Source organism: Brevibacillus agri, assembly GCF_004117055.1.
Classification (GTDB): domain Bacteria; phylum Bacillota; class Bacilli; order Brevibacillales; family Brevibacillaceae; genus Brevibacillus; species Brevibacillus agri.
Window position 1 is genome coordinate 3,614,517 of sequence record NZ_CP026363.1, and the last position, 25,446, is coordinate 3,639,962.

General features: G+C 54.0%; 25 protein-coding genes and 2 other annotated features. Of the genes, 8 read left to right on the forward strand and 17 right to left on the reverse strand.

Annotated features, from left to right (window positions below; all coding sequences use genetic code 11):
• Positions 1-163: 163 nt before the first annotated feature.
• Complete coding sequence (locus tag BA6348_RS27410) at positions 164-733, forward strand: hypothetical protein (protein ID WP_221175369.1); 570 nt, start codon at positions 164-166, stop codon at positions 731-733.
• On the opposite strand, the gene BA6348_RS17765 is transcribed toward BA6348_RS27410, so the two are convergent.
• From BA6348_RS17765 to BA6348_RS17790, 6 genes are all read right to left on the reverse strand, one after another.
• Positions 704-1,030: a LytR/AlgR family response regulator transcription factor gene (locus tag BA6348_RS17765; protein WP_122953110.1), complete on the reverse strand. Its 327-nt coding sequence runs from the start codon at positions 1,028-1,030 to the stop codon at positions 704-706. The genes BA6348_RS27410 and BA6348_RS17765 overlap by 30 nt on opposite strands.
• Positions 1,031-1,197: 167 nt before the next feature.
• Positions 1,198-1,941: a thermonuclease family protein gene (locus BA6348_RS17770; RefSeq protein WP_026557044.1), complete on the reverse strand. Its 744-nt coding sequence runs from the start codon at positions 1,939-1,941 to the stop codon at positions 1,198-1,200.
• 275 nt (positions 1,942-2,216) lie between these two features.
• On the reverse strand, positions 2,217-2,414 hold the full coding sequence (locus BA6348_RS28060; RefSeq protein WP_371861764.1) for a zinc ribbon domain-containing protein: 198 nt from the start codon (positions 2,412-2,414) through the stop codon (positions 2,217-2,219).
• Positions 2,415-2,812: 398 nt separating this feature from the next.
• Positions 2,813-3,211 carry an IS200/IS605 family transposase gene (tnpA, locus tag BA6348_RS17780; protein WP_025843694.1) on the reverse strand — a complete coding sequence of 133 codons (399 nt, stop codon included), beginning with the start codon at positions 3,209-3,211 and terminating at the stop codon, positions 2,813-2,815.
• Positions 3,212-3,659: 448 nt separating this feature from the next.
• Positions 3,660-4,709 (reverse strand): MerR family transcriptional regulator, encoded by a 1,050-nt coding sequence (locus BA6348_RS17785; RefSeq protein ID WP_007785224.1) that lies wholly within the window; start codon positions 4,707-4,709, stop codon positions 3,660-3,662.
• Between the two features lie 135 nt (positions 4,710-4,844).
• On the reverse strand, positions 4,845-5,285 hold the full coding sequence (locus tag BA6348_RS17790; RefSeq protein ID WP_005827142.1) for a CBS domain-containing protein: 441 nt from the start codon (positions 5,283-5,285) through the stop codon (positions 4,845-4,847).
• Positions 5,286-5,461: 176 nt separating this feature from the next.
• Between BA6348_RS17790 and BA6348_RS17795 the strand changes: the two genes are divergently transcribed.
• The gene (locus BA6348_RS17795; RefSeq protein ID WP_005827140.1) at positions 5,462-5,806 is read left to right on the forward strand and encodes a YugN family protein; all 345 of its coding nucleotides are present in this window, start codon (positions 5,462-5,464) and stop codon (positions 5,804-5,806) included.
• Positions 5,807-5,876: 70 nt separating this feature from the next.
• Complete coding sequence (gene ftsW, locus BA6348_RS17800; protein WP_007785222.1) at positions 5,877-7,046, forward strand: putative lipid II flippase FtsW; 1,170 nt, start codon at positions 5,877-5,879, stop codon at positions 7,044-7,046.
• Between the two features lie 53 nt (positions 7,047-7,099).
• Here the strand turns inward: ftsW and BA6348_RS17805 are convergent, their stop codons facing one another.
• Together BA6348_RS17805 and BA6348_RS17810 are read right to left on the reverse strand one after the other, a co-directional pair.
• Positions 7,100-7,435: an Asp23/Gls24 family envelope stress response protein gene (locus tag BA6348_RS17805; protein WP_005827135.1), complete on the reverse strand. Its 336-nt coding sequence runs from the start codon at positions 7,433-7,435 to the stop codon at positions 7,100-7,102.
• Between the two features lie 74 nt (positions 7,436-7,509).
• A complete protein-coding gene (locus BA6348_RS17810) occupies positions 7,510-9,138 on the reverse strand; it encodes a thiamine pyrophosphate-binding protein (RefSeq protein WP_007785220.1) in 1,629 nt (542 codons plus the stop codon).
• Positions 9,139-9,286: 148 nt separating this feature from the next.
• On the opposite strand from BA6348_RS17810, the gene sleB reads away from it, so the two are divergent.
• Positions 9,287-10,054, forward strand: coding sequence for a spore cortex-lytic enzyme (gene sleB / locus BA6348_RS17815; protein ID WP_007785218.1), 768 nt, complete (start codon positions 9,287-9,289; stop codon positions 10,052-10,054).
• Between the two features lie 68 nt (positions 10,055-10,122).
• Here sleB and BA6348_RS17820 read toward each other — a convergent pair whose 3' ends face one another.
• Positions 10,123-10,383: a hypothetical protein gene (locus BA6348_RS17820; protein ID WP_005827129.1), complete on the reverse strand. Its 261-nt coding sequence runs from the start codon at positions 10,381-10,383 to the stop codon at positions 10,123-10,125.
• A gap of 171 nt (positions 10,384-10,554) precedes the next feature.
• On the opposite strand from BA6348_RS17820, the gene cax reads away from it, so the two are divergent.
• Entirely contained in the window at positions 10,555-11,598 is a 1,044-nt protein-coding gene (gene cax, locus BA6348_RS17825; protein WP_005827127.1) for a calcium/proton exchanger, read from the forward strand.
• Between the two features lie 87 nt (positions 11,599-11,685).
• Here cax and BA6348_RS17830 read toward each other — a convergent pair whose 3' ends face one another.
• The 5 genes from BA6348_RS17830 to BA6348_RS17850 all read right to left on the reverse strand — a co-directional run bounded on the left by BA6348_RS17830 (position 11,686) and on the right by BA6348_RS17850 (position 18,033).
• Positions 11,686-13,026, reverse strand: a complete 1,341-nt coding sequence (locus BA6348_RS17830) for a sodium-dependent transporter (RefSeq protein ID WP_025848480.1) — start codon at positions 13,024-13,026, stop codon at positions 11,686-11,688.
• A gap of 56 nt (positions 13,027-13,082) precedes the next feature.
• Positions 13,083-13,332: a binding site (T-box leader), on the reverse strand.
• 39 nt (positions 13,333-13,371) lie between these two features.
• Positions 13,372-13,612, reverse strand: a binding site (T-box leader).
• Positions 13,613-13,715: 103 nt separating this feature from the next.
• Positions 13,716-13,997 carry an Fpa/YlaN family protein gene (locus BA6348_RS17835; protein WP_005827123.1) on the reverse strand — a complete coding sequence of 94 codons (282 nt, stop codon included), beginning with the start codon at positions 13,995-13,997 and terminating at the stop codon, positions 13,716-13,718.
• A 93-nt stretch (positions 13,998-14,090) separates the two neighbouring features.
• On the reverse strand, positions 14,091-15,023 hold the full coding sequence (gene glsA / locus BA6348_RS17840; RefSeq protein WP_005827121.1) for a glutaminase A: 933 nt from the start codon (positions 15,021-15,023) through the stop codon (positions 14,091-14,093).
• Positions 15,024-15,130: 107 nt separating this feature from the next.
• Positions 15,131-16,300 (reverse strand): MalY/PatB family protein, encoded by a 1,170-nt coding sequence (locus BA6348_RS17845; protein WP_025848476.1) that lies wholly within the window; start codon positions 16,298-16,300, stop codon positions 15,131-15,133.
• Positions 16,301-16,503: 203 nt separating this feature from the next.
• On the reverse strand, positions 16,504-18,033 hold the full coding sequence (locus tag BA6348_RS17850; protein WP_005827117.1) for an AbgT family transporter: 1,530 nt from the start codon (positions 18,031-18,033) through the stop codon (positions 16,504-16,506).
• Positions 18,034-18,310: 277 nt separating this feature from the next.
• Here BA6348_RS17850 and BA6348_RS17855 point away from each other — a divergent pair, with 277 nt between their 5' ends.
• On the forward strand, positions 18,311-18,814 hold the full coding sequence (locus tag BA6348_RS17855) for a hypothetical protein (protein WP_005827115.1): 504 nt from the start codon (positions 18,311-18,313) through the stop codon (positions 18,812-18,814).
• 161 nt (positions 18,815-18,975) lie between these two features.
• On the opposite strand, the gene sda is transcribed toward BA6348_RS17855, so the two are convergent.
• Positions 18,976-19,113 carry a sporulation histidine kinase inhibitor Sda gene (gene sda / locus BA6348_RS17860; protein ID WP_005827113.1) on the reverse strand — a complete coding sequence of 46 codons (138 nt, stop codon included), beginning with the start codon at positions 19,111-19,113 and terminating at the stop codon, positions 18,976-18,978.
• A gap of 275 nt (positions 19,114-19,388) precedes the next feature.
• The gene (locus tag BA6348_RS17865) at positions 19,389-20,600 is read right to left on the reverse strand and encodes an ornithine--oxo-acid transaminase (protein ID WP_122953109.1); all 1,212 of its coding nucleotides are present in this window, start codon (positions 20,598-20,600) and stop codon (positions 19,389-19,391) included.
• A 278-nt stretch (positions 20,601-20,878) separates the two neighbouring features.
• Between BA6348_RS17865 and BA6348_RS17870 the strand changes: the two genes are divergently transcribed.
• Both BA6348_RS17870 and BA6348_RS17875 read left to right on the forward strand, forming a co-directional pair.
• Complete coding sequence (locus BA6348_RS17870) at positions 20,879-22,219, forward strand: sigma-54 interaction domain-containing protein (protein WP_237716668.1); 1,341 nt, start codon at positions 20,879-20,881, stop codon at positions 22,217-22,219.
• A 216-nt stretch (positions 22,220-22,435) separates the two neighbouring features.
• Entirely contained in the window at positions 22,436-23,869 is a 1,434-nt protein-coding gene (locus BA6348_RS17875; protein ID WP_007785204.1) for an amino acid permease, read from the forward strand.
• 307 nt (positions 23,870-24,176) lie between these two features.
• Here the strand turns inward: BA6348_RS17875 and BA6348_RS17880 are convergent, their stop codons facing one another.
• Positions 24,177-25,394 (reverse strand): MDR family MFS transporter, encoded by a 1,218-nt coding sequence (locus tag BA6348_RS17880; protein ID WP_007785202.1) that lies wholly within the window; start codon positions 25,392-25,394, stop codon positions 24,177-24,179.
• Positions 25,395-25,446 lie beyond the last annotated feature (52 nt).

Below are 25,446 nucleotides of genomic sequence, written 5' to 3' on the forward strand. Positions count from 1 at the left end.
CCGTCCGGATGCAGCCAACGCGTTTCAAAGCTGTTCGGCAAGTCGCCGGAAGCCTCGTAAAACAGCTTTTTTGTTTTCTCCCGCTCTTCTTTTGGAATGTGCAAGCCGATCTGGGCAATATGCCGATGGATATAGTACTTCGGCACCGGGCGAGGCGATGGGCATGCTGCAAAAATTTTCCGCGAAGCCGGCTTCGTTCTGTTTCCGCCCATCGGTAATGGTGGTCCGCCAAATAGTCTCCCCTGTATTGCTGCGACAGCCGCAAATGCCCGTCCACGGTTTCGCCAGTCAGCTCCGGCGCGCCGTCGAGCGCTGCTTCCCATTCAGACACGTCCAGCCTCGTTCCGTTCATCTCCAACAAATATCCTTCATCACAATTTACAATCTGGATCGCCAGTCCTTCTTCATTCAATATTTTTCTGATTGGGTACACGGTCGTATAGAGCTGCGTAATGCCTTTCTTCCAGTCGATGTCCGGCCAGAGCTGGTCGAGCAGCACCTGCTTTTTGACGACCGTTCCCCTGTGATGCAGCAAAAAGGCGAATACTTCCTGCCCCTTGACCGTTTTCCAGCGAATCGTCACCTGCTCTCTTCCAGCCTGCTCCATTTGCAAGGAGCGAAAACAGCGAAGGAAGCCAGTCCCAGCCTGCAGGACGCTCGCTGGCTGAGGCGGCCTGCTTTTGAAAAGCCGCTCGATCGTTTTTTACAGGCGGTCGTACTGAATCGGCTTTAACAAATAGTCCAAGGCGTTCAGCTCGAATGCCTTGATCGCGTATTCATCGTAGGCGGTGACGAAGATGATCGCGGTATCCGGATGCTCCTGCAAAATTCGTTCGGCCAATTCGATTCCGTTTCGCTCAGGCATCTGGATGTCGAGAAACACGGCCTGCGGGGGTGCTTGGACGATTTTATCCAGAGCCATCCGCGGCTCCCGGTACTGCCCCTGAATGTTCAGACCGCCCACGCGCGCGAGCATCCGGGCCATACGGCGAAGAGCAAGCGGCTCGTCATCCACAATAATCACGTTCATAAAAATTCCCCACCTTCCCTGTCGGCAAACGAATCAGAAATGCGCTTCATCCAGCGCCCCGCTCATGCGGTATGTCGGCGAACTGCTCTTGCCTCTCTTCGGGCGCCTTGCTGGATGGTCGGGGACATCCGCTCGCTCCGGCAGCCCCTCGCAGACAGCAAACCCGCCTAGCGTTTGGGAGCGCGAAACCCGGCAGCTTGCGCCTCTTCTTCTGTTGCGAACCACATCTCGGCCTTCGTCTGCTCGTAGCTGGCGGAGCCGGGGACGTGATAAATTTTTTCGCCCTTGGCGTTGATGTTGCCTTTGATCGCTTTGCCTTCTGGCGGCGTATCGCGGTCACTGTCCGTTGGTTTGCCAGGCTTCGCGGCGGACTTGCCCGTTTCTTTGTCTGCTGATTTTTTGTCCGCTGGCTTTTTGCCCGCGTCCTTGCCGTCAGGATCTAGGCCCCACAGCCCGCGATTGGCTTCCCGCGCCTCGCGCTCCGCTGCCAGAAACACATCGGCCTTGGCGACATTCGGCGGAATCGTCATGATGCGCGCGTAGCCGTCCCGCACCAGCTTTTCATTGACGAACGTCCCGTCTTCCATATACACATAAGCGAGCAGCCGCTGATATTTGTCGTACGGCTCCACGTCAAACTTGAGCGTCACTTTTTTCCCTGTCAAAAGCTCTTTGGTGTAGTTGCTGGCTTCCTTGCCATATGGCTCGACCGGATGGTTAGGCTTGACCGTCTCCGGCGTGTCGACTCCAATCATTCTCACCTTTTCCCCGCTCGCCAGCTCAAACGTGTCGCCGTCCACCACCCGTTTGACCGTAGCGGTCATCTCCCCGTTTGCCTCGGGCTGTCCCGAAGCGGAACAGGCGGCCAAGAGAAGCGCCAGAGCGAACAAGTAAAGTACGATTGGTTTCATTGATTCTTCTCCTCTTCTTTGTTGCATTGATTCTCAGATTATTGAGATTCCCACTCCTAAAGGGGCAAGCTGACACCTTTGGTACCAATGGGATTCTTGGGTGGTAGTCGGAAGTGCATTTCTGCTATCCGTAGTTCCCCCAAGTTCAGGGCTGTCTCATCAGCCCGTCCTAAGACAGTGCGTCTAGCATCTTAGGCTGACAGACTGTTACCATCTGCCACAGGTTGACGCATGATATTGATGGCTCCAACCCGATCACGATGCGTGTTGAATCCTCATGAACATTCGTACTTTCTGTCTCTCGCTTTGTTCTTCTCCCCACAGACAGGAAAGAGTTGAGAAGTATAGGCTGGATTCACTTCCACAACTTGTATCCCAACAAGATTTGCTTTGCAGGAGATGAATTGCTGAAGCCTACCGAAATTTGAGCGTACCATTTCCCTGACTTTTCCATGATACGCATCAACCCACATTTTCCTTTGCGTAACCGTTCCCGATCTCGGCTCGTCATCCTAGCATCAAACGCTGTTTTCTTCGTCTTTCCATCTACCACGATCGGGAAAGCAACTGTATTTTCGGATACCGTGTAGTTTTGATTGTTGACGAAATAGACAGGTTTTTTCAGAATGGGGCGAGTACCCAACTTCTTGATTTTTCGGTATACACTCTTGGCATCACGTATGGCTTGATTACAGACGGCTGATGGTAGAATGGTTTCTACATTTTTCGTCGTTGTCTTTGGAAACGTACCAAGTTGTTCAGCTTGTTCCGTTAGCTGATTGACTACACGAATATATTCCTTTCCTAAATGACGAAGAAGATCTGGTGATCAGGAGATAGGCGAACCGTAACCGTTAAAGCTTGCATGTGTTCACCCCCTTTTCTTTTGTTCTTCCACATAACGCTTTACGGTTTCGCTTGATACGTTTCCTGCTGTACTTACGAAAAAAGAGCGTGTCCACAGACTCGGCAAATGAGCAAGATGCTTGAACTCCTGCCTTATGATTCGAGAGGTCACTCCTTTCACTTTTGCCATGATGTCTGATGGAGAATCGGTGGGAAGACAGTTCAGGAGCAGATAGACATGATCTGGCATCACTTCCATGGCTACTATATGCCAGTCATTCTCTTGACATATTTTTTCAAGTAGTTCCTTGAATCGAATTTCCACCTGGTTCACTAATACTTTTCTTCGATAACGAGGGCAGAAAACAAAATGATAGTGGATGAGAGATACTGTGGTAGCTGTACGTCTATATTCTTGTCCCATAGGGTCATTGTATCAGTATAAAAAACAAACTTCAACGATGAATAACAAAAGAAAAACACTCGCACATGTGCTATGTGTTTCGTAAGTCCGCCGCTGCCTGCGCAGCTTGACGGCCTCGTCTTTTCGCTCGTTCCGCACGCGGCTTTGCGTGAAGCCCCGCCAAAAGAACAGATTCTGGCGACAGAAGTTTTTTTCGCCTAAACCGAAAAAACGACCTTCCACAAGGTCGTTTTGTCTATACGTACAGACTTAGTCACGATCGGCGCTAAACAAGAACAGCAGAACGACCACGACAATGATAATCCACAGAAACTCCTCGTTATCGCGATCAAAAAAGCTATCGAACAGACCCATAGTGGAGTCCTCCTTTCCTTCTCGCTACAGCCTATGCAGAAGGCTAGGCACGTGTCAGCGTTTGGAAGAGCCCAAAAGTAAAGGAATGTTCTTCTTATTTCAGCCTCGCGACGATCAGATGCGTGTACGTGGTGAGCTGTCGCGCCTCTGCGGCGAATCCGAGCGCCGCAAGCTCCCGGAGCAGCCGCGAGCGGTCGGCGTAAAAGCGGTCCTCAATTTGCGCAATCGCCTCGTTCTTCCCGTCTCGGGCCAATGCAGCGAGATGCGCCTGTCTGGCAGCCTCGTCCACAAACATCAAATCCGCGATCGCCAGGCGTCCCCCCGGCTTCAGCACCCGGCGGCATTCGGCGAGCGCGAGCAGCTTCTGGTCGTCATCGAGAAGGTGCAGCGCATAGCTCGTCGCCACAAAGTCAAAGCGATCCTCGAGAAACGGAAAGGCGAAAAAGGTTCCGAGCTTCGTCTCCATCCCGGGCAGCTTGCTCCGGCAGCGCTTCAACATTTGCGGCGACTGGTCGAAGCCGCTCATGCTCGCCCCCTGGCGGACGAGACGGCTCGCCAGGTTGCCCGTGCCTGTGCCTGCGTCCAGCCCGCTCTCGCCTTTCACGGGACCGAGCGCGGCGACGACTTCATCCAGCACCCGCTCGTACGCTTGATGGGCGTTCGTGCTTTGCGACTCTCGCTGCACCCACTCGTCGTAACTGTCTGCCATCTGGTTGAAATTCCAGCGATCCACCCAGTTGTCGCGCGTTTGCCGCAGCCGTTTGTTCGCTTCTGCCAGCTCGAACAGCTCGCCCGGGTCGATCGTCTGGCTGTTGCCGATGCGCTCGATCATCGCCTCCGTCGTCTGGATGACTTTGGCCATCTCCACCCATCTCGTGTACATGAAAGAGCGCTGCAGTTCCAGGTAATGCAGCAAGGTACCTTCGTGCTCCTTCATCTGCGCCAGCAGCTCGCGAATATCGTCAATCGACATTCCGACCTCGCGCAGCGTCATGATCGTTTGCAGCCGCCAAACATCTTCTTCGGTAAACTGGCGATATCCGGAATCACCTGCCTTCGCCGGCCGGATCAGCCCTTTTTCCTCATAATAGCGAATGGCTCGCGGCGTGATTTGCAGCCTGCGCGCCATGTCCTTAATCAGCATGCGTGTCTCTCCCTGTCAGCTTCTTTATCGGTATCATATACCTTACCGCTGCGTCAATGTACAGAGAAAAAACGAAAAAGCTGCCCGGCGTTGCTTCCGGCAGCTTTTCATGCGTGCTTTTGGTTCAGGCAGCCATTAGTGATGAGCAGGCTCGGAAATTTCTTGGAGCGCGTCGCTCGCCTCGTCGTGGTGCACTTGCCGGATCGCCATGTCTGCGAGGGCGACAATGCCGACGAGCTTGCCGTTTTCCACCACAGGCAGGCGGCGGATTTGGTGCTGGGCCATGATCTTCGCCGCTTCATCGACTGTCATGCCCGGCTGGCCGAGAATGATGTCCTTGGTCATGACTACTTCTGTCGCCGTGGAGCCTTCATGCTTTTCCGCAAGTCCGCGAATGACGATATCGCGGTCGGTGATGATCCCGATGACGTCGTTCTTTTCGTCGACGACAGGGATGACGCCTACGTTCCAGTCACGCATTTTGCAAGCTACTTCGTACACATTATCCTTAAGCGTCACGGTTGCGACATCTTTGGTCATAATTTCGCGCAGGGTACGGTTTTCCACTTTGGCCATTTCGTTCTCCTCCTTTTGCTAATTGAACGATTGTAGTTTGTCCTCTCCGCTATCCTTTCATTCGCGAGAAAGGGCAAGCTAAGGTCGCGGCCGAAATGGAGTTATGCATTGCGCTTCTTCCAAAAACAGACTATCATTAATAAGTGAAAATCTCACCATTTGTAGGAGGAAAAAGAATGGTTATCAAGGACACTGGGCTTAGCACGAAAGAAGTCTTTTTCGCCGATCTGGAGCATTACATGAGCGAGCTTGGCTTTGATCGTGGCGCCTGGGATTACAAGCACGCTACATACGATTATAAGATCCAAGATAAAGGAAACGTCTTCTACCTGCGCATCGAAGCAAACGTGATCGAAGGCAAGCTGGAAGACACCCATGCCGTCCTGAAGCTGGAAGATCCGTACATGGGCAAACACCTTTTCCCGCACGGACTGGATTACGACTATCCGATGCCTGAATCCGTTGTCAAAACGGCGAAGCTCAAGCTGCAAATGCTTGGCGAAAAGCTTTCCTCGCACTAATTCCAAATGAAAACGCACTGCGGTACAGAGAGGTATCCCCTCTCTGTTTCACGTAGAAGGGGGTATTACCGTGAAGACTAGGGGCGTACCTGACTTCCTGCTCCTGTTTTTAACCGCCCTGATCGTCGGGTTTGGTATTACCATGGTGCTTAGTGCAAGCTCCATTTTCGCCCTGACCAGCTTCACTAGCAATGGCTGCTCTTATTGCAACGGGGACGAGCTGTATTTCGTGAAGCGGCAAATCCGCTTCCTGCTGATCGGAATCGTCGGCATGCTGGTCGCCATGAATATTCCCTTCTCCTTTTACAAGCGCAATTTCTTGCTGATTGCGTTAGGAAGCTTCATCATGCTTGTGCTCGTGCTGATTCCGGGAATCGGGGAGGATGTGAAAGGAGCGCGTTCGTGGTTCAGGATCGGATCATCCAGCCTGCAGCCCGCAGAGTTCGCCAAGCTAGGTCTGATCTTGTACCTGGCGGCGATTCTCGCGAAAAAAGGAGAGGGGGTACGCAAACTCCAGTCTGGTTTGCTTCCCCCGCTCATGGTTACCGGTTTGTTTTTCCTCCTGATTGTCGTGCAGCCCGATCTTGGGTCAGCCGCCATTCTTCTGGGCAGCGCCTTGATCGTGATGATCTGCGGCGGAGCGAGACTTCGTCACCTGATTGGCCTCGGCGGCCCGGTTGTGACCGTGGCTTTTCTCGGATACATCACGTTGAAGCCGCATGCCTTGAATCGCATTAACTCCTACATCAATCCATGGAACGATCCGAGCGGAACCGGGTACAACATCATTCAGTCGTGGATTGCCATCGCCCACGGAGGACTGTCCGGGACGGGCTTCGGGAAGAGCATCCAAAAGTATTTGTACTTGCCGGAGATGCACACCGACTTCATTTTCTCCATCATTACGGAGGAGCTTGGGTTTATCGGTTCTTCTCTGTTCCTGCTGGTCTACCTGCTGTTCCTGTTGCGCGGCATCCACATATGTCTGCGCGTCAAGGACACCTTTGCCAGCCTGGCCGGGATCGGGGTCGTCAGCATGATTGCCCTGCAAGCGATCTTAAACATCGGCGGCGTGACAGGACTGATTCCGCTCACGGGCGTACCTCTTCCTTTCATCAGCTACGGGGGCTCTTCCTTGCTCGTTTGCTTGATCTCGACAGGCTTTTTGCTGAGCGTGTCGCGCGAGGTCAGCCGCCAGAAGCTGGAGGAGCAGCTCAAGAAGCAGCCTTATTCAATGTAGCATCTCGCTTTGCCCAGAAGCAAAAAAACGGCCTGCCGATGCGCAGGTCGTTTTCATTTGCCAAGCTCGATTGTCTCTACACGCACATTGACCGCTTCCACAAACAGTCCGGTCAAGCTCTCGACGGCTTCCTTCACCTTTTCCTGCAACGTGTGGCACACGCGATGAATTTGCGCGCCATAGCGGACTGACACGCGCATGTCGACGATGACTCTGTCCTCTGTGACCGCCACGGTGATTCCTTTCGCCCCGCCATTCAGCTTTTTCGCCAAGTCCTGATACAGCCCACCCGACCGCACCGTAACGTCCAGCACTTCCTCCACGGCTACGGCAGCAATGATCGCGATTACTTGATCGGCCACTCTGATCTCGCCAAGTCTGTCAGCCATCAGGATGCCCTCCTCTTCGACCGAATGATATCTGCTCCCCCGTTTTATCTGAGTTTTCTTTCATTATAAACAACTCATGCTTGGGCTTGGAAGGGAATTTGTTTTTTTCTCTCGGATAATGTCGGCGCTGTGCAATGGATGTCAAGCAATGTCAAGCGCTCGCCCGTGAGCGCTTGCCGCAAGACAGGCTCCAAGGCCGCACCCGTGCGCACCACCTGGGAGTCCACCCCGCACGCCTTGGCCCACAGGGCAAAATCCGGGTTGTGCAGTTGCACGCCAAACGGGCGAAACCCTTCCTGCTGCATTTTCAGTTCTTCCAAACCGAGCGTCCGGTTGTTCACGACCACGACCGTGATCGCGAGTTGCTGTTCGGCTGCCGTCATCAGCTCCGCGAGATTCATTTGCAGGCCGCCGTCTCCGGTTATGCAGACCACTTGCCTGCCCGGAAAAGCGAGCTTGGCCGCAATCGCCGCTGGCAAACCGAAGCCCATCGTGCGCCACTTCCCGGAAAAGAGCGGCTGCTGTCTGCTTGCGCGAAACGCGCGATTGAACCAGATCGTATGCTCGCCGGTATCGAGCGCGACAATCGCATCGTCTGCCACCACCTCGCCCAATGTGTGCATCAAGCTTTCCGGCCTCACTGCCTCGTCAGGCGACTGCGCCTGACTGCGCTTTGCGTTTTCCGCCCAAAACCGAGCATGCCAGCTCTCTACGCTCTTCTCCCAAGCATCGCCTGGCGGACGGGTTTTTAAACGGTGGCTCCACATCGGCAGGACGTCCAGCAGATCGGCCGTGACAGGCAGAAGCTGCGAATGCGCATGCATGGATGCCGCCGCGTGATCGACCTGGATGATCGGCAACTGCTTCGGAATGAACTCCTTCGGAAACCAGCTTGCGCCCAAAATGACGAGCAAATCGGCCTTTTCCAGCGCTTGCAGGGAAGCCTCGCTGCCGCCTTCGCCCAAGCCGCCGAGCACCAGGCGATGCGACTCGTCGATGGCCCCTTTTGCCCCGAGCGACAACAAAATTCCTGCGCCCAACTGCTCCACGAACCGTAAACACAAAGCTGCCGCCGGACGCGCTCCTGTGCCAAGCAGGATGAGCGGCGCTTTCGCACGCATGATCTGTTCTGCGGCGGATTCGATCTCCACCCGGTCGCCGAGCACGCGCGGGATGCGCGGCAGTTGCGGCAGCACGACCGCTTTCGTTTTTTGCGCAAACACGTCCTTGCAAATCGCCAGATGCGCCACGCCTTTTTGCTGGGCAGCCGTCACGAAGGCGCGGTGCAAAGCTTCGCCCACGGCGTCCGGGTGACTGACGGTCGTCTGGTAGGCGCTGATCGGCCGAATCATGTCTTCCTGGGCGACAAACTGCTTGTAGCCCCCGCCCAGCTTGTGCGTCTCGACCTGTCCGGCGATAGCGATGACGGGAACGCGATCTGTATGCGCATCCGCCAGCCCGTTCAGCAGGTTGACGAAGCCCGGTCCCATCGTCGCTGCGCACACGGCCGGCTTGCCCGTCAGCTTCGCTTCGGCGCTCGCCATCATCGCCGCCGCAGACTCGTGCCGGCACGAAATGTACTGAATCTCCGACTGTTTCCCCAGCGCGTCCAGCCAGGCGAAAATGCCGTCCCCGGCCACGCCGTAGACGCGTTTTACGCCCCACTCTGCCAGTTGTTTCGTCACGTATTGCGCCACTCTCATTTGCTACTCCTCCATTCAATCTACAGCCATGAAAAAGTCAATGGTAGTGTACGCATTCTCCAGTATTTTACTAGGGCGTTGTGTAGAAAGTTGGAGAACCTAACAATTATCATCAGTTGATTAGCACATTTCCAAAGGAGGAGCAAAAATGAAGCAGCCTGTGAAATGGCTGATAGCACTGGCAGCAATAGCGCTCGTTGTCACAACCGCGATCATGATCTCTCCCATGCGCTCCGATGCGTTCAGCCAGCAAATCGTCAAAGTGGGCGCAGAAGGGAGCGACGTCCGGGAAATGCAGTATCGCCTGAAGCACCTCGGATTTTATACCGGGACGGTAGACGGGATCTTCGGCTGGCGTTCGTACTGGGCACTGCGCAACTTCCAGTACGAGTTCGGACTGCCTGTTGACGGCGTGCTCGGAGCGAAAACGAAATTGAAGCTGTACAACGCTACGAAAAACTACAAGCCGACCGCGGCAGACTTGGGCGTGTCGCCATCAACTCCGAGCGCACCTGCGGCGCCGAGCAGTCCGAAAAAAGAGACGTACCACGCCGCCAACATCTCGGCCAACGACCTGCGCCTGATGGCAAATGCGGTTTACGGGGAAGCCCGCGGTGAGCCGTACATCGGGCAGGTAGCGGTGGCAGCGGTCATTTTGAACCGGACGAAAAACCCCGCCTTCCCGAACACACCTGCCGGGGTGATCTTCGAGCCGCGCGCTTTCACCGCTGTAGCAGACGGGCAAATTTGGCTGACGCCAAACGAGCAGTCGAAAAAAGCGGTCAACGACGCCTTGAAAGGTTGGGACCCGACCGGAGGGGCAATCTACTACTTCAACCCGGATACGGCTACGTCCGGTTGGATTTGGAGCCGTCCGCAAATCAAAAAGATCGGCCGCCACATCTTCTGCCGATAAGGTTTGCAAAAAAAGAACAGGCACAACAGTCGAGCAGACTGCGTGCCTGTTTACGTTTTCCCGTCCTGTCAGGTGGAGCGCTGGGACTGCATATGCTGCGCCATCTTGACGAACCGCTCTTCCGATTCGGTCGTGCCGCATACTCCGCACTGAATCATGTAGGATTCGCCCTTGTACGGCTGATGAAACAAGTCCAGTTCCTCGCTGCCCATCTGCTGGACGACTTCTCCCGTTTGCGGGTCCAGCCGTATGTAGCGCGGGATTTGTTCGATAATGGTAAAGCGCATCCGGTTTGACTTGCACGTGGGACACAACAAAGGCTTGGTCATAGTAGCACCTCCCTGTCTTCTTTCATCGTTTAGTTTCTGCCAGAAGAGGAACTCTATACCTATCGTCCTGGTTTCCAGGAGAGCATCAATTTTTTGGTACAAAAAGGAAGACTTTGCTGGTATGATTCAATAGGTAGGTAACTAATGGATATTTGCAATTGAGGTGATCGCATGAATTTACGACTCTTTTTTTCTCTCGTCGGGGCCTCTGTGCTCTTGGCGGCTTTTGCGCACTACTTTACTGATAACGAATTTTTCCAGTTCGCGACCTCTGCCCTGGCCATCATCTTTCTCGCGGCCTGGCTCGGCAAATCGACGGAAAGCGTGGCTCATTATGCGGGAGACCGGATTGGCGGCTTTTTGAATGCCACCTTCGGCAACGCCGCCGAGCTGATTATCGCGTTTTTCCTCGTCAAGGAAGGCTTGTTCGACATGGTCAAGGCGTCGATCACCGGGGCGATCATCGGCAACATGCTTCTCGTGCTCGGGCTAAGCGTGCTCTTGGGCGGACTGAAGTACAGGGAGCAAAACTTCAACAGCCGACTGGCTGGGCACAACGCCTCGCTGATGACACTCGCGATCGTCGCCCTGTTTATTCCGGCTGTCTTCATGAGGGAGCTGCCGCCAGTCAAAATTGAGACGCTGAGCATCGTCATCGCGATTTTGCTGATCGTCGCCTACATCCTCTGGCTGATTTTCTCCATGATTACGCACAGCGACTTTTTGTCCGACATCGAGCCTCACGGAAGCGACGCTGTCTGGTCGAAAGGCGTCTCGATCCTGATGCTCGCCGTCTCGACCGTGTTTGTCGCGGTCGTCTCGGAATGGCTCGTGCACGGCGTCCAGCATGTGTCGCACTCGCTCGGCTGGTCCGAGCTGTTCGTCGGTGCGTTCGTCATCGCCATCATCGGGAACGCCGCCGAGCACAGCGCAGCGCTTTTGCTCGCGATGAAAGGGCGGATCGGCGCTGCCGTGGAAATCGCCATCGGCTCGAGCTTGCAAATTGCGCTGTTCGTCGCTCCTACGCTCGTCTTGGTCAGCCTGCTGCTCGGCAATCCGATGGACATCGTGTTCACGCCTTTTGAGCTGGCAGCGATCGGGGTTGCGACCTTCATTACGATCTCGATCACGAAGGACGGGGCGACCAACTGGTTTGAAGGGGTTCTTCTGCTCACGGTCTACATCATTCTCGGAACCGCCTTCTTCTTCGCCTGATCCCCGCTGCTTTGGGAAAAAGCAAAAAGGAGCGCCGCGGCAGTCGTTGCCGTTGCACTCCTTTTTTAGTTGGCCGGCTCGCTGCCGCTACCAGATTCCGAGCATCTGCATGAAGACGAGCACGATCGCCAGGGGCGACACATATTTCAGCAGCAACAGCCAGACGACGAACAGACGCTTGGCGAGCGGCGATTGGTCGGCGCGCAGTTCTTCGATCAGCACTTCCCGCTTCATTTTCAGCGGCACAAAAATGGCAATCAGCAAAGCTCCGAGCGGCATCAAAATGTTGCTGACGAGATAATCGAATGCATCGAAGATCGACTTTCCAAACACGGTCACCTCGCTCCAGACGCCAAACGACAAAGCAGACGGCACGCCGACGACGAAAATGAGCAGGCCGACGATCCACGACAGGCGCTTGCGCTTTCCTTCCTCTCCTTTGGCCAAGGAAGCGACGATGATTTCCAGCATGGAAAAAGCAGAGGTCAGCGTGGCAAACAGGAACAAGGCCAGGAAGATGAACAGGAACAGTCCGCCGAGCGCAATTTTTTCAAAGACAGACGGCAGGACGATAAACAGCAGGCCAGGACCAGCCGTTGGCTCCAAGCCGAGCGAGAAGACCGCCGGGAAGATGGCCAGTCCGGCGAACAGGGAAACGAGCAGATTCAGGCTGACAATCGAGCCTGCGGAGCGCACCAGGCTTTCGTTTTTCGCCAAATACGAGCTGTACGTAACCATGACCGATACGCCGACGCTGAGCGAGAAGAACGACTGGCCGAGCGCGTACAGGATCGCTTCTGCACTCAGTGCGGAAAAGTCGGGCCGGAGGAAGAACGCGACGCCTTCCATCGCCCCAGGCAACGTCAAGGAACGGAACATCAACACGAGAAACAGAATGAACAAGGCCGGCATCATGTATTTGTTCGCCGATTCGATCCCGCTCTGCACACCGCGGGCCACCACCCAGGCCGTAATCAGCATGAACACAAACTGGGCAGCGACTGCGCCTACCGGAGCGGAGATGACCTCTCCGAAAAGCTGCTCATACTGCGCACCGATCAACTGTCCCAACAGGCCACGCATCAGGTAAGTGAGAATCCAGCCTCCGACCACACTGTAAAACGACAACAGCAAAAAGCAGGTCACGACGCCAAGGCGGCCGATCCAGTGCCACATCGTCCCCGGTGCAATCGCCCGGTAGGCGCTGATCGCTTCTTTTTGCGTGCTGCGGCCAATCGTAAACTCGCCTAGCAACAGCGGCAGCCCGATGACGAGCGTAAAGATCAGGAACAGGCAAAAAAACGCGCCGCCCCCGCTCGTCCCTACCATATACGGAAATTTCCAGATCGCTCCCAAGCCAATGGCGGAACCTGCTGCGGCCAAAATAAAGCCGAGCCGGCTCGTCCACTGTTCTGCTTGATTTTTCATCATGATTCACTCCTCAACTATACAGATTGCTGCCACACATAAAAAAACCCGCCCCAAAAAGGGACGAGTTGTTCGTTTCTCGCGGTACCACCCTAGTTAGACATCGCCTTTGCTTATAAAGACATGTCTCTCCTCGTCATTGATAACGGGTATGACCCGGACTCTCTTACTTGCGGCGCCTTGCGTTCAGAGGTCAGCTCCAGAGGGAATTCGACGAAGGCTGTCCTGCGGCTGCTCTCAGTCTATGGCAGCGGCTTCCCTGTCAGGCAGCACATTTCGTTTACTGGTCTCTTTCGTAGCTATTTTCCTATGCAGGGAGGCAGGCGAATAAAAAAACCCGTCCAAAAAAGGGACGAGTCTGTTCGCGGTACCACCCTGATTAAGCACCAGGAACATTCGCGCTCCCGGCACTTCACTTGCTCATCGTTAACGGAAATGACCCGTTTCCTCCTAGTTGGCTCTGCCGTTCAGAGGGCTGCTCCGGAGGGAATTCCACGGTTCGCGCTTCAAAGCTGCTTGCAGTCTGGGGCAGCTTCTCCCTGTCAAGCGGTGTCTTCCGTGTACTGGTCTCCGTCATCGCATTTTCGCTTATATCAAATACTTGTGTATAAATTTAATATATACAACACAAATAGGCAAGACCTTTTTCAAAAAAACGAAAAGCGAGGATAATCGCCGCTCTCCTCGCCTTACTTTTGATTGAACAGTTCATGGAGAGTCGCCAGTTTGCGTTCCAATGAACCCATGATTTCACGACCAATTTCTTCCGCAATCAGTCCAAGGCGAACTGCATACTCTACTTCCCGAGAAAGCCCGAACATTTGGGTATCAAGCACTTCTTCATACAGTGGGCACTGCGGCATGGTCAGGTTTTCCATCTGTACGTCGATGAGCTTGTAAATCTTGTCTGCGTCTGCTTTGAGCAGTGCTAGCGCTTTCTGTTCCAGATCAGGAACTTTAATTTCTGTCAAAACCTATCCCTCCGTTTGCCTCCATCCTTATCATACATAGTACGCGATTCTGGGCCATTTGAAAAGGGGAGAAGCTGGATCAACTGCAAGAAGCTAAAAGATAGCAAGATTCCATTCCTTTGCGAGAAGCTCAAGCAGCTTGACTCCGGCGACCGAATTTCCTTTTTCGTCCAGAGCAGGACCGAAGACCCCGATCCCCATCCGCTGCGGGACCGCAGCCATGATCCCTCCGGCTACGCCGCTTTTCGCAGGAATCCCGACGTCAATGGCAAACTCTCCGGAAGCGTTGTACATGCCACAGGTCACCATAAAAGTTTTACAGATGCGGGCGACCTCTTGCGGGATCACTCTCTCGCCCGTCTCGGGAATCACGCCGTCGGCGGCAAGCACCATGCCCAATCTCGCTACCTCTTTGGCTGTGACCTCAATCGCGCAATGCCGGAAGTACAAATCAAGCGTCTCTTCCACGTCTGTCGCAAGAACCCCGCTGTCTTTCAAAAACCAGGCGAGCGCCCGGTTGCGGGCAGCCGTTCGCTTTTCCGAGCAGTAAACCGCTTCATTGATGGACAGCGCGGGATTTCCTGTCATTTTGCGCAGCAGGCTAAGCACTGCGTCCAGGCGCTGCTCCACTCCATTGCCCTGAATCATCCCCGCGACGGCAATCGCCCCGGCGTTAATCATCGGGTTCAGCGGCTTGTGCGGCTTGATCGTCTCCAGCTTGATAATCGAATTGAACGGGTCCCCTGTCGGCTCCTTGCCTACCCGCTCAAACACATGCTTCTGTCCGTTTTGGCACAACGCGACGATCAGCGAGCATATTTTGGAGATGCTTTGCAATGTAAACGGAACATCTGCATCTCCCGCCGACAAAATCGTCCCGTCGGGCAGGCAAACCGCGGCCCCGAGCATGCGCGAATCTACTTTTGCCAGCTCGGGAATATACGCCGCCACCTTGCCTTGTCCTGTATAATCGCTGGCCGCTTTCACTGCTTCGGCCAGTTGAATCGACGCTCGCTCGATCTCCATCTGCTATCCCCTCTATCCATATTCACGATGTATATGAATAGATTGTAGATTTGAATACGGTGGCTGTCAAATTGTGGGACGCATCGCCACTCTTTTTGCCACCCGCCCTACTCCGTAATGGCCCGCTTCAAACGCTCCATCGCTTCTTCGACGACAGCGCGCGGGCAGGCAAAATTGATCCGCTGGAAGCCTTCCCCTTCCTGTCCGAACACGACGCCGTCCTGAAACCCGAGCTTTGCTTTTTCGCGAAGCAGACGATTCAGCTCCGGCTGTTTCAGGCCCAGACGGCGAAAATCCATCCAGCCCAAATAGGTTGCTTGCGGCACAGGCATACAGACGCCCGGTACATGCTCAGACAAATAGCGCTGGATGTACGTCGCGTTTTGCTGCAAGTACATAAGCAGTTCGTTGAGCCATGGCTCCCCGTGCCGATAGGCCGCGATGGTGGCTTCCATGCCGAACAGGTTCAAGTTTTCGTAGCCCATCCGGGAAGCGGTCGCGGTAAAATCGCGCAGCAGTTGCCTGTTTTCCGTCAGCAGATAAGACGTGAACAGCCCTGCCAGATTGAACGTCTTCGAAGCCGCCAAAAACGTCACGCTCTGTCTGGCCAGCTCCGGGGGAAGCGAATAGTACGGGGTGTGGCTGCCTTGCTCGTAGACGAGGTCGGCGTGGATTTCGTCAGCCACGACGATTACGCCATGCTCTAGGCACAAGGCTCCGAGCCGCTCCAGCTCCTGCCTGGTCCATACTCTGCCGACAGGATTGTGCGGGCTGCACAAAAGCATCAGCTTCACTGCGGGGTCGCTCAGCTTTTTGGTCAGGTCGTCCCAGTCCATCTCATAATGGCCGTCTTGCTCGCGCAACGAGCTGCGCACGACTTGCCGTCCCCGGTTTTCAACCGCATGGAAAAACGGATGGTACACCGGCGTCTGAATCAGAACGCGCTCCCCTGGTGATGTATATGCCTCAATCGCGACATGGATGCCAGGAACTACACCCGGAATGCCCGCCATCCAGCTCGTTTCCACCTCGACTCCAAACCGTTTGCGAATCCACTCCTGCAAGCTCGCAAAAAAAGCGGCGCTCTTCAGCGGATAGCCGTAGATCGGGTGCGCCGCCCGCTGCACAATCGCTTCCGTCACTTCCGGCGGGCAGGCAAAATCCATGTCGGCCACCCACATCGGCAGCATGCCCTCTCCGTTCACCTTCGGATTGTCAATGTCCCATTTTACGCTGTCCGTTCCTCTGCGCTCGATTCTCGTCTCAAAGTCGTACATGGTTTTCCCTCCCGCGATTTCCAAAGCTTCCGGCAGCCTGTCCGCCCTGTTCCCGCTCGCTCCTGTTGTCCGTCTCCAGGCCAAGCCAAGCTTTCCTCTCTATCGTTCAGCATAACCGCTTCGTCGGCAATTGTCCAAGGCTGCGCCTGCTTTTTGACGCACAAAAAGCCGCGACGAAGTCAGCGGCTCTTTGGCACCGTTTGTTAACGCGGATAGACACCTGGCCCGACTGGCAAGCCTGCGTAATACCAGATCGCCATCTGAATGAGCCAGATGACCAAAAAGACGATCGCATACGGCATCATGGTGGAGAAAATCGTCCCCATCCCCGCGTTCTTGTTGTACTTCTGGTAAAAAGCGAGGATGAGCGGCAAATAAGGGTTCACCGGAGAGATCGTGTTCGTGGCCGAATCGGCAATCCGGTAGGCCACCTGAATGAACGCCGGGTGGTAGTCAAGCAGCATCAGCATCGGCATGAACACGGGAGCCAGGATCGCCCACAGCGCGGAGCCGCTCGTGATGAACAGGCTGCAAATGCCTGTAAACAGGCTGAAGGCAATCACAACAGGCAGCCCGGTCAGCCCGACGCTTTTCATGAACTCTGCGCCGTTTACCGCCATCAGGATGCCGATGTTGCTCCAGTTGAAAAAGGCAATGAACTGAGCGGCTGTGAACGCGAGCACGATGAAGCCGGACATGTCCTTGATCGCCTCTGACATGTAGTGCGGCATGTCCTTCGACGTCTTCATTAGCCCCATGGCTCGTCCGTACACATACGAGACGGTGACGAAGAACAGCAAAATGATCGGAATGATTCCTTTTAAAAACGGCGAGGTCAGAAAATCGCCTGTCTTCGGATCGCGCAACAGCGCTCCTTCCGGTACCACGAGCAGGGCGAGAATGACGACAAAGACGAGCGCGGCGATCCCCGCGTGACGCAGCGCCTTGTTTTCCTGCAAAGTCAGCTCGTCGAACTGGACGTTCCGATCCCCCTGGTATGTGCCGAGGCGCGGCTCGATGATTTTGTCGGTAATCCAGCCTCCGGCAAAGGCGAGGAAAAAGACGGACGCCGACATGAAAAACCAGTTGTCCACCGGAGTGACGACGGCATTCGGATCAATCGTCCGCGCTACCTCTGTACTGATCCCCGACAGGAGAGCATCGGTTCCCGCGATAAACAGGTTCGCGGTAAAGCCCGAGGATACACCCGCCATCCCGGCGGCAAATCCTGCGATCGGATGGCGCCCCATCGCCAGAAAAACAAGCCCGCCAAGCGGCGGAATGATGACCATCGCCGCATCAGACGCGAGATTGCCGAGAACGCCCACGAATACGACCGCGTAGCTGACAATCGCCTTTGGCACACGGGCCATCATTTTTCGCAACACGGAGGTCAACAGCCCGACTTTTTCCGCAAGGCCGATCCCGAGCGTCATCGCCAGCACCAGTCCGAGAGCCGGAAACTCGATGAAGTTTTTCAGCATGCTCGTCAAAATCCAGTGAATGCCTTCGACGCTAAGCAGGCTTTTGACCGCGACTGCCTCTCCTTTTCCGGGATGCACGACGGACAAGTTCATCGCGGACAAAATCGCCGAGATGACCATGAGTGCCAAACAGAGGATGACAAAGAGCATGAACGGATGCGGCAGCTTGTTGCCGACGGTTTCGATCCATTTGAGAATGCCTCTTTGCTGCTCCAGTTGCGGTTTCAGATTTGTTGCCCCATTTGCCATAGTATGCCCCCTCATGATGTCCAAGTTTTTTGACCTGAACGTGTTAGCGCGTCCAGTCAGGCGTCCGTTCAAAACCGCGGCTCGTTCCTTCCCCTGCCGTCCTGCGCCAAATATCTTACTTATAAGAATATTTTAATATAATTATATAAATTCAAAAATGTGTGTCAATAATTTTCAGACTGATTTATGAAATTTTCGTTATTTTCATTGTTTGCCCTTTCGCGAACAGGTATAGTAAAATGCTAGATGATGTTGAAAGATTACGGAGGTATGCTTCATGTCTGATGTTATCGTGTTCAAAGGGGCTGTCACGTACCCGATCACTTTGGACCCGACTGTCTGGGTTTTCGACGAGCGCAAGTTTGATTTGAACACGTATGCGGGCGAAGAAGACCCGTCCTTGTCCAAACAGATGCAATATTTGCAAGGAACAGGAACGCAGTGGGACAAGGAGCTGAAGGAAGGCGCGCAACTGCCGTCCGAGCGCAAAAGCCTGGCAGAGGAGCGCAAAGTGCTGGACGGCGACTACGGGATTCGGCTGGATCCGTTTATTACGAATGCGGCACCGCTGCCAGAGGCGACACACGTCCGGCTGCATCGCGAGAACGCGGACCCGGTCGTCCTCCCTATTTCCGAAGCGAGACGGGCCATCCTGCAGTTTTCCAAAGCCGGCAAGCCGATCAAGGAAGACGGACCTGTCTACTTTTACTTGCCGGAAACTTTGCTGAAAAAAGAAGCGCCGATTACGGGAATCACGGCGTTGGAGTTTTTCACGGCCTGATCTATGGATTTGGGCAGCATGGAAAGCAGTCAAACAAACGAACGACAGAAAAAGCCATCCTCTAACTGAGCGGCCCCTTCCCATTGTCAGGAGAATCTGACAATCCGGAGCTGTTCGTCGCCAAGGATGGCTTTTGTCGCTGGTTCTTATGTGTGTTGCTCTTAGGCGCTGGCCTGTGTGATGCGAATGTTGCGTGTCTGCAGCTCTGCGCGAAGCAATTCAATAAAAGCGGAATCTAGCTGAAGGTCGACAGCACGATGATATACTTCTATCAGCATCTGGTCACTCAAGTATTTCACCCTTGCTCACCTCCATCCTCTCGTATGCGTTCATTGTACCAGATGATAGAGTATCGAACAACCGTTCTGATATCCACAAACGATGTGGAAATGCTGTGAGTAACTTGTGGGCAATCTGTGTGTAACAACAGAAAACGCCGCTATACGTATGTGGATATTTATTCCACTTTTATCCACAGACAGTCGAAATTTGTCGAACGATTGCGACTGCTCTTTCCTTTTTCCCTTTCAAACAAAGAAACAGCCCTCCTGAATCGGAAGGCTGTTTGTGTTTGTTACGCGTTTGCTGTTTCGGAAACGTGCAGTACTTGCTTGATGCGCTCGATCGCCCAGTCGAGGTCTTCCTTGCTAATTACGAGCGGCGGTGCAAAGCGGATGGTCGTTTCGTGCGTTTCCTTGCACAGAAGACCCAGCTCTTTCAGCTTCTCGCAGTAAGGACGGGCAGCAGTCGTCAGCTCCAGGCCGATGAACAGGCCGCGGCCGCGAATTTCCTTGATGATCGGGTTGTAGATTTCCTTCAATTTTTCCATGAAGTACTCTCCCATCTCCAGGGAACGTTGGACAAGACCTTCGTCAGCGAGAACGTCCATCGCCGCTACGGCTACAGCGCAGCCGAGCGGGTTTCCGCCGAAGGTAGAGCCGTGGGAGCCTGGTTCGAACACGCTGAGAATTTCTTTGTCCGCTGCAACGGCAGAGATCGGGAATACCCCGCCGCCAAGCGCTTTCCCCATAATGTACATGTCTGGCTTGACGTCTTCCCAGTCGCTTGCAAACAGTTTGCCTGTACGTCCGAAGCCGGTCTGGATTTCGTCGCAGACGAGCAGGACGTTGTTTGCTTTACATACTTCTTGCGCTTGTTTCAGGAAGCCCTCTTGCGGAATGATGATCCCCGCTTCGCCCTGGATCGGCTCGAGCATGAACGCGGCTGTATTTGGCGTGATCGCTTGCTTCAGCGCCTCGATGTCGCCGTAAGGGATGATTTTGAAGCCAGGCGTGAACGGTCCGAAGCCGCGTCTGTACTCTTCTGCGGAAGAGAAGGACGTGATGGTCACGGTGCGGCCGTGGAAGTTGCCTTCACAGACGATGATTTCCGCCTGGTTTTCCGGTACTTTTTTCACGTCGTAAGCCCAGCGACGAACAGCTTTGAGAGCGGTTTCCACTGCTTCCGCGCCTGTGTTCATCGGCAAGATCATCTCTTTGCCTGTCAGTGCGGACAGCTTCTCGTAAAATTCGCCCAACTGATCGTTGTAAAAAGCGCGGGAGGTCAGCGTTACTTTGTCTGCCTGATCTTTCAGCGCCTGGATGATGCGCGGATGGCGGTGTCCCTGGTTCAGAGCGGAGTACGCGCTCAGCATATCCAAATATTTATTGCCTTCCGGGTCTTCTACCCATACGCCTTCTGCCTTGGAGATGACGATCGGTAGTGGATGGTAGTTGTGTGCGCCGTATTTTTCGGTTTGTTCAATGACAACTTTTGTTTTCGTCATGCTGATAGCCTCCTTCGATTTCACTTGCTAATCTTATCCAAGCAAGAATGATGCCAATGTAAAAAACAAAGGAAATGACGGGGAACGGGCCGTTTTGAGCAAAAAAATTTTGCAGGTCCTTCCCGTATTATTTTGCAGGTGCATAATCATTTTGCACGCAGTCGTTTGTATGATATGATACTGTCACGAAGAAAGGCTGGTGAACCATTGTGTCGTCTTCAAGGCAAGAAAACTCCCTCGAAACGCTACTTCGCATCTACGAGCATATCCTAGACAGAATGAATGAGGGCGTCCACGTGATTGACGCCACCGGAACGACGATCGTGTACAACCAGAAAATGACCGAGCTGGAGTCGATGGCACGCCAGGACGTCCTGCACAAGCCTCTGTCAGAGGTGTTCCAGTTCCACAGCGGACAGGAGAGCACGCTGCTCACCTGCTTGCGGACAGGAAATAGCATACGCAATACGCGGCAAACGTATTTCAACGACAAGCAAAAAGAAATTACGACCATCAACAATACATACCCGATCATCGAAAACGGGCAAATCATCGGCGCGATGGAGATCGCCAACGATGTGACAAAGATGGAGCGGCTCATCCGCGAAAACTTGCTTGCGAAAAACGGCTCCCGCTACACGTTTGACCAGATTATCGGAAAAAGCGGAGCGATTCTCGACGTGATCGAAAACGCCAAGCGGGCAGCGCGCACCTCCTCCTCCGTGCTCGTCGTCGGCGAAACCGGAGCAGGCAAAGAACTGTTCGTGCAAAGCATCCACAATGCCAGCCTGCGCTCATCCGGCCCGCTCATCTCGCAAAACTGCGCGGCGCTTCCCGACAGCCTGATTGAAGGCTTGCTGTTTGGCACGGCCCGCGGCGCTTTTACCGGAGCAGTGGAAAGACCGGGCTTGTTCGAGCAGGCAGAAGGCGGCACGTTGTTTCTTGATGAAATCAACTCGCTTAGTATGCCTCTCCAGGCCAAATTGTTGCGCGCCCTGCAGGAGAAGTCGATCAGGCGCATCGGCGACACGAAGGATCGGGCGATTGACGTGCGCATCATCGCCGCTATCAACGAAGACCCGGTAGAGGCGATCGCCAATTCTCATTTGCGAAAAGACTTGTACTACCGCCTTGGCGTCGTCACCCTGTTCCTGCCTCCGCTGCGCGAGCGCAAGGAAGACATCCCGATGCTCGTTTCGCATTTTATTGAAAAGTACAATGAGCTGTTTCAAATGGAAGTGACAGGTGTCGCGAGCGACGTCCTGCAATTTTTTCAGGAGCACGACTGGCCCGGCAACGTCCGGGAACTGCAGCATCTCATCGAAGGGGCGATGAACTTGATGGTGGACGAGACGACGATCCGCTACGAGCACTTGCCGCTGCACTTTTTGCGCCGCTCCCCTGCCAGCGCGACCGCAAGCGAGCAAGCGTCTCCCCGCTCTCTTCCGTTTATTGAGGAAGGCAAATCGCTGAAGGAAACGATGCAGGAGTTTGAAACCGCCTATATTCATCACGTCGTAGACCGCTACAACGGCAACATCTCGCGCGCGGCCAAGGAACTGCACATCAGTCGGCAAAGCTTGCAGTACCGCCTGCGCAAATTGGGAATCAGAGGATAAGCGGCTTGCTTCTTCATTTTACGACGCCAAAATTTTTGGCGTTTTTTTATTTTTTTTGCACAGAAACGCCCATTTTCTTTGCACTCTTCTCCATAATCTACCTGACAAAGATGATTTGCTTGCGCTGATACTTTTGGTATCATTCTTGCAAAACATATAGCACGCCTGAAAACGCATTCATCAAATCAATATTTCTCGCGTGAAGGAGAGGGTTTTATGACACCAAGCAGCAACGAACAGCACAATGAACTAAAACGCAGTATGAGCAGTAGGCACCTCTTCATGATTTCTCTTGGAGGCGTGATCGGGACCGGACTGTTTCTCGGTTCTGGCTATACGTTAAGCCAGGCTGGACCCGTTGGCACGATCCTTTCTTTTCTGGTCGGCGGCTTTATCATGTATTTGACCATGCTCTGCCTTGGCGAGCTGACTGTAGCGATGCCGGTAGCTGGTTCGTTCCAAACGTACATGACCCGGTTCGTCAGTCCGTCCCTTGGCTTCGGCGTAGGCTGGCTGTACTGGCTCGGCTGGGCCGTAACCGTTGCCCTCGAGCTTTTGTCTTCCGGTCTGTTGATGCAGCGCTGGTTCCCTGACTCTCCGGTCTGGATGTGGTGCGCCATCTTCGGTGTCCTTCTGTTCCTGTTGAATGCGCTTTCTGCCCGTGCGTTCGGTGAGTCCGAATTCTGGTTTTCCAGCATTAAAGTAAGCGCTATCATCCTGTTTATCATCTTGGGTGGAGCGGCTATGTTCGGCTTGATTGACATGAAAAATGGACAACCTGCTCCGATGTTCTCCAACTTCACCAGCAGTCCGCTGCTTCCGTTTGGCATTACCGGCCTGTTGATGACGATGATTACGGTGAACTTCTCCTTCCAGGGTACCGAACTGATCGGTATCGCGGCCGGCGAGAGCAAGGAACCGGAGAAAACGATTCCGAAGTCCATTCGCGCTACCGTGTGGCGCACGCTCGTCTTCTTCATTTTGGCGATTGCCATCGTGGCCGGGATGATTCCGTACCAACAGGCTGGCGTGATCGAAAGCCCGTTTGTCGTCGTGTTTGACAGCATCGGTATCCCTTATGCAGCAGACATCATGAACTTCGTCGTCCTGACTGCGCTGTTGTCTGTAGCCAACTCCGGCTTGTACGCCGCTACGCGGATGCTCTACTCCTTGTCCAATGAGCGAATGGCTTCCCGCAAGCTTGCGATCGTCAACCGCAAAGGCATTCCGATGAATGCGTTGATTATTACTTTTTCCATCTCTCTGCTCTCGCTTCTGTCCGGCTTTTTTGCAGAAGATACCGTGTTCATGGTGCTTCTGTCCATCGCTGGCCTGGGTGCTCAGGTAGGCTGGATCTCGATTTCCGCGTCCCAGCTCGCTTTTCGTCGCCACTACCTGAAAAATGGCGGCAAGCTGGAAGACCTGAAGTTCCGTACGCCGCTGTACCCTGTACTTCCATTGGTTTCGCTGATTTTGAACCTGAGCGTCCTCGTCAGCCTGGCCTTTGATCCGGAGCAGCGCATCGCTCTCTACTGTGGCATTCCGTTCATGCTCATTGCGATTCTGATCTACCAGCTTCGCTTCAAAAACAAGCTGGAGCCGCAGCCAGACACTGAACTGGGCTCCTATCGCAAAGCGAACAATCTGTAAGCAAATATAAAAGAAAAGCTTGCACTCCTGTTCAAAGGAGGCAAGCTTTTCGCTTTATGGTCATGATTTTTTGGCCATGCTACAGGGAGATTCGCACAATTTCCGTTATGACTACCATGGCAAAGACGGCAAATCCAAGGGAACTCGTCACCAGCAACATCCGTTTCAGCTTTTTCATATCTTCCATATCAGATTCCCTCACTTTCCTAACGCCCATCGTTTTCGTTTCTATCGTTATATACGCACCACCCATGGAAAATGTTTCAATGGGCGCCCAATAACATTTCGTGTTTTCTCGTCAAAAAGCTTACGGTTGCGCGATTTTTGTCAAATCGTTGCCGAGCTTGAACGTGTCTTGCTCCATCAAATGGAGCATCCAGGCAACCAACAAGCCTACGGCGAGACAGATCGTCCACGGAAGCCACGCCGCCTGCAGCTTCAGCCCGACATCGTACACCCAGCCGCCTGCGACCTGGCCGAGCGAGCCGCCGATGGCAATCGAGTATCCGTTGAAGCCGTAATAGGCTCCTACCAAATCTTTTGGCGCAAAACGCGGAACGACATCTACCAGATTCGGCACGGCGATCATCGTGCCCAGCGCGAACAGGAAGACGTCGATGAGCAGCATCCACAGCGAATCGGCAAAGGTAAACAGGAACAGCCCCACGCCCATGACCAGCGTGCCGATGCCGATCAAGGTCAGCCGATGCGGATATCCTTCCAGCCATTGCGTCACCTTCATCTGGAAAAGAATGACGAACAGCGACATCGCCGACAGGACAATCCCGACAGAAGTTTTGCTGTGTGTCACATGCTCCACGAGCAGCGGTATGGTCAAAAATACTTGCATATTCAAGTAATAATAGCCCATCAGGATGAACGTGAAGCGGACAAAACGCTTGTCCCGGATCACCGTGAACATGCTCTCCCAAATACTGTGCCGTGTATTGGTGGCACTGATCGGGGACAGAAAAAAGAAGGAGACAAGCGCGTTCACGCCAAAAATCGCTCCGGCAAACAGCGACAAGTACGTAAAATCAACGGCCGAGAGTGCGGTGCCGACGATTTGCGAGCCGACTACCGCAATATTGCCGAGTACATTGCGAAAGGCAAACACTTCTTTGCGAATGGAATCCGGCGTCAAAATCGCAAACGCAGCCGAGCCAGCCGGGTCAAACAGCGCCCCGCCGAGGCCAGACAAAATCGCTGCGATAAAAAAATGCCACGTCTCTGTACAGAATGCGAACATCGCAAACCCGACAGCCCGCACGGCCATGCCGAGAACCATCGCACCTTTGTAGCCAAAGGCGTCGGCCATCACTCCGCCCAAAAACGCAAAGCCTTGCTGGGAAAACTGCCGCACGCTGAGCACGAGTCCCGCCATCGCCAGCGTCCATCCAATACTGCCCGTCAAGTACAAGGTCAGATACGGAATCAGGGCATAAAAACCAAGGTTCATCATAAAGGATGTCGTCAAGAGCAGCTTGACAGAAAACGGTGTTTCTTTCCACATTTCCCTCTTCATTTGATACCCCTCGCTCTCCCGCTATCTCTCATGATTTGGGGATATCCCCAGC

Bases quoted from the DNA above. Each gene is read 5' to 3' on its own strand.
- BA6348_RS17855 (WP_005827115.1), top strand. From the start codon at position 18,311: ATGTCTGATGTTATCGTGTTCAAAGGGGCTGTCACGTACCCGATCACT.
- BA6348_RS17870 (WP_237716668.1), top strand. From the start codon at position 20,879: ATGAATGAGGGCGTCCACGTGATTGACGCCACCGGAACGACGATCGTG.
- BA6348_RS17875 (WP_007785204.1), top strand. From the start codon at position 22,436: ATGACACCAAGCAGCAACGAACAGCACAATGAACTAAAACGCAGTATG.
- BA6348_RS17865 (WP_122953109.1), bottom strand. From the start codon at position 20,600: ATGACGAAAACAAAAGTTGTCATTGAACAAACCGAAAAATACGGCGCA.
- cax (WP_005827127.1), top strand. From the start codon at position 10,555: ATGAATTTACGACTCTTTTTTTCTCTCGTCGGGGCCTCTGTGCTCTTG.
- BA6348_RS17795 (WP_005827140.1), top strand. From the start codon at position 5,462: ATGGTTATCAAGGACACTGGGCTTAGCACGAAAGAAGTCTTTTTCGCC.
- BA6348_RS17845 (WP_025848476.1), bottom strand. From the start codon at position 16,300: ATGTACGACTTTGAGACGAGAATCGAGCGCAGAGGAACGGACAGCGTA.
- BA6348_RS17805 (WP_005827135.1), bottom strand. From the start codon at position 7,435: ATGGCTGACAGACTTGGCGAGATCAGAGTGGCCGATCAAGTAATCGCG.
- BA6348_RS28060 (WP_371861764.1), bottom strand. From the start codon at position 2,414: ATGTGGGTTGATGCGTATCATGGAAAAGTCAGGGAAATGGTACGCTCA.
- sleB (WP_007785218.1), top strand. From the start codon at position 9,287: ATGAAGCAGCCTGTGAAATGGCTGATAGCACTGGCAGCAATAGCGCTC.
- glsA (WP_005827121.1), bottom strand. From the start codon at position 15,023: ATGGAGATCGAGCGAGCGTCGATTCAACTGGCCGAAGCAGTGAAAGCG.
- BA6348_RS17850 (WP_005827117.1), bottom strand. From the start codon at position 18,033: ATGGCAAATGGGGCAACAAATCTGAAACCGCAACTGGAGCAGCAAAGA.
- BA6348_RS17765 (WP_122953110.1), bottom strand. From the start codon at position 1,030: ATGAACGTGATTATTGTGGATGACGAGCCGCTTGCTCTTCGCCGTATG.
- BA6348_RS17770 (WP_026557044.1), bottom strand. From the start codon at position 1,941: ATGAAACCAATCGTACTTTACTTGTTCGCTCTGGCGCTTCTCTTGGCC.
- tnpA (WP_025843694.1), bottom strand. From the start codon at position 3,211: ATGGGACAAGAATATAGACGTACAGCTACCACAGTATCTCTCATCCAC.
- BA6348_RS17785 (WP_007785224.1), bottom strand. From the start codon at position 4,709: ATGCTGATTAAGGACATGGCGCGCAGGCTGCAAATCACGCCGCGAGCC.
- BA6348_RS17880 (WP_007785202.1), bottom strand. From the start codon at position 25,394: ATGAAGAGGGAAATGTGGAAAGAAACACCGTTTTCTGTCAAGCTGCTC.
- BA6348_RS27410 (WP_221175369.1), top strand. From the start codon at position 164: ATGCTGCAAAAATTTTCCGCGAAGCCGGCTTCGTTCTGTTTCCGCCCA.
- BA6348_RS17790 (WP_005827142.1), bottom strand. From the start codon at position 5,285: ATGGCCAAAGTGGAAAACCGTACCCTGCGCGAAATTATGACCAAAGAT.
- BA6348_RS17830 (WP_025848480.1), bottom strand. From the start codon at position 13,026: ATGAAAAATCAAGCAGAACAGTGGACGAGCCGGCTCGGCTTTATTTTG.
- BA6348_RS17810 (WP_007785220.1), bottom strand. From the start codon at position 9,138: ATGAGAGTGGCGCAATACGTGACGAAACAACTGGCAGAGTGGGGCGTA.
- BA6348_RS17820 (WP_005827129.1), bottom strand. From the start codon at position 10,383: ATGACCAAGCCTTTGTTGTGTCCCACGTGCAAGTCAAACCGGATGCGC.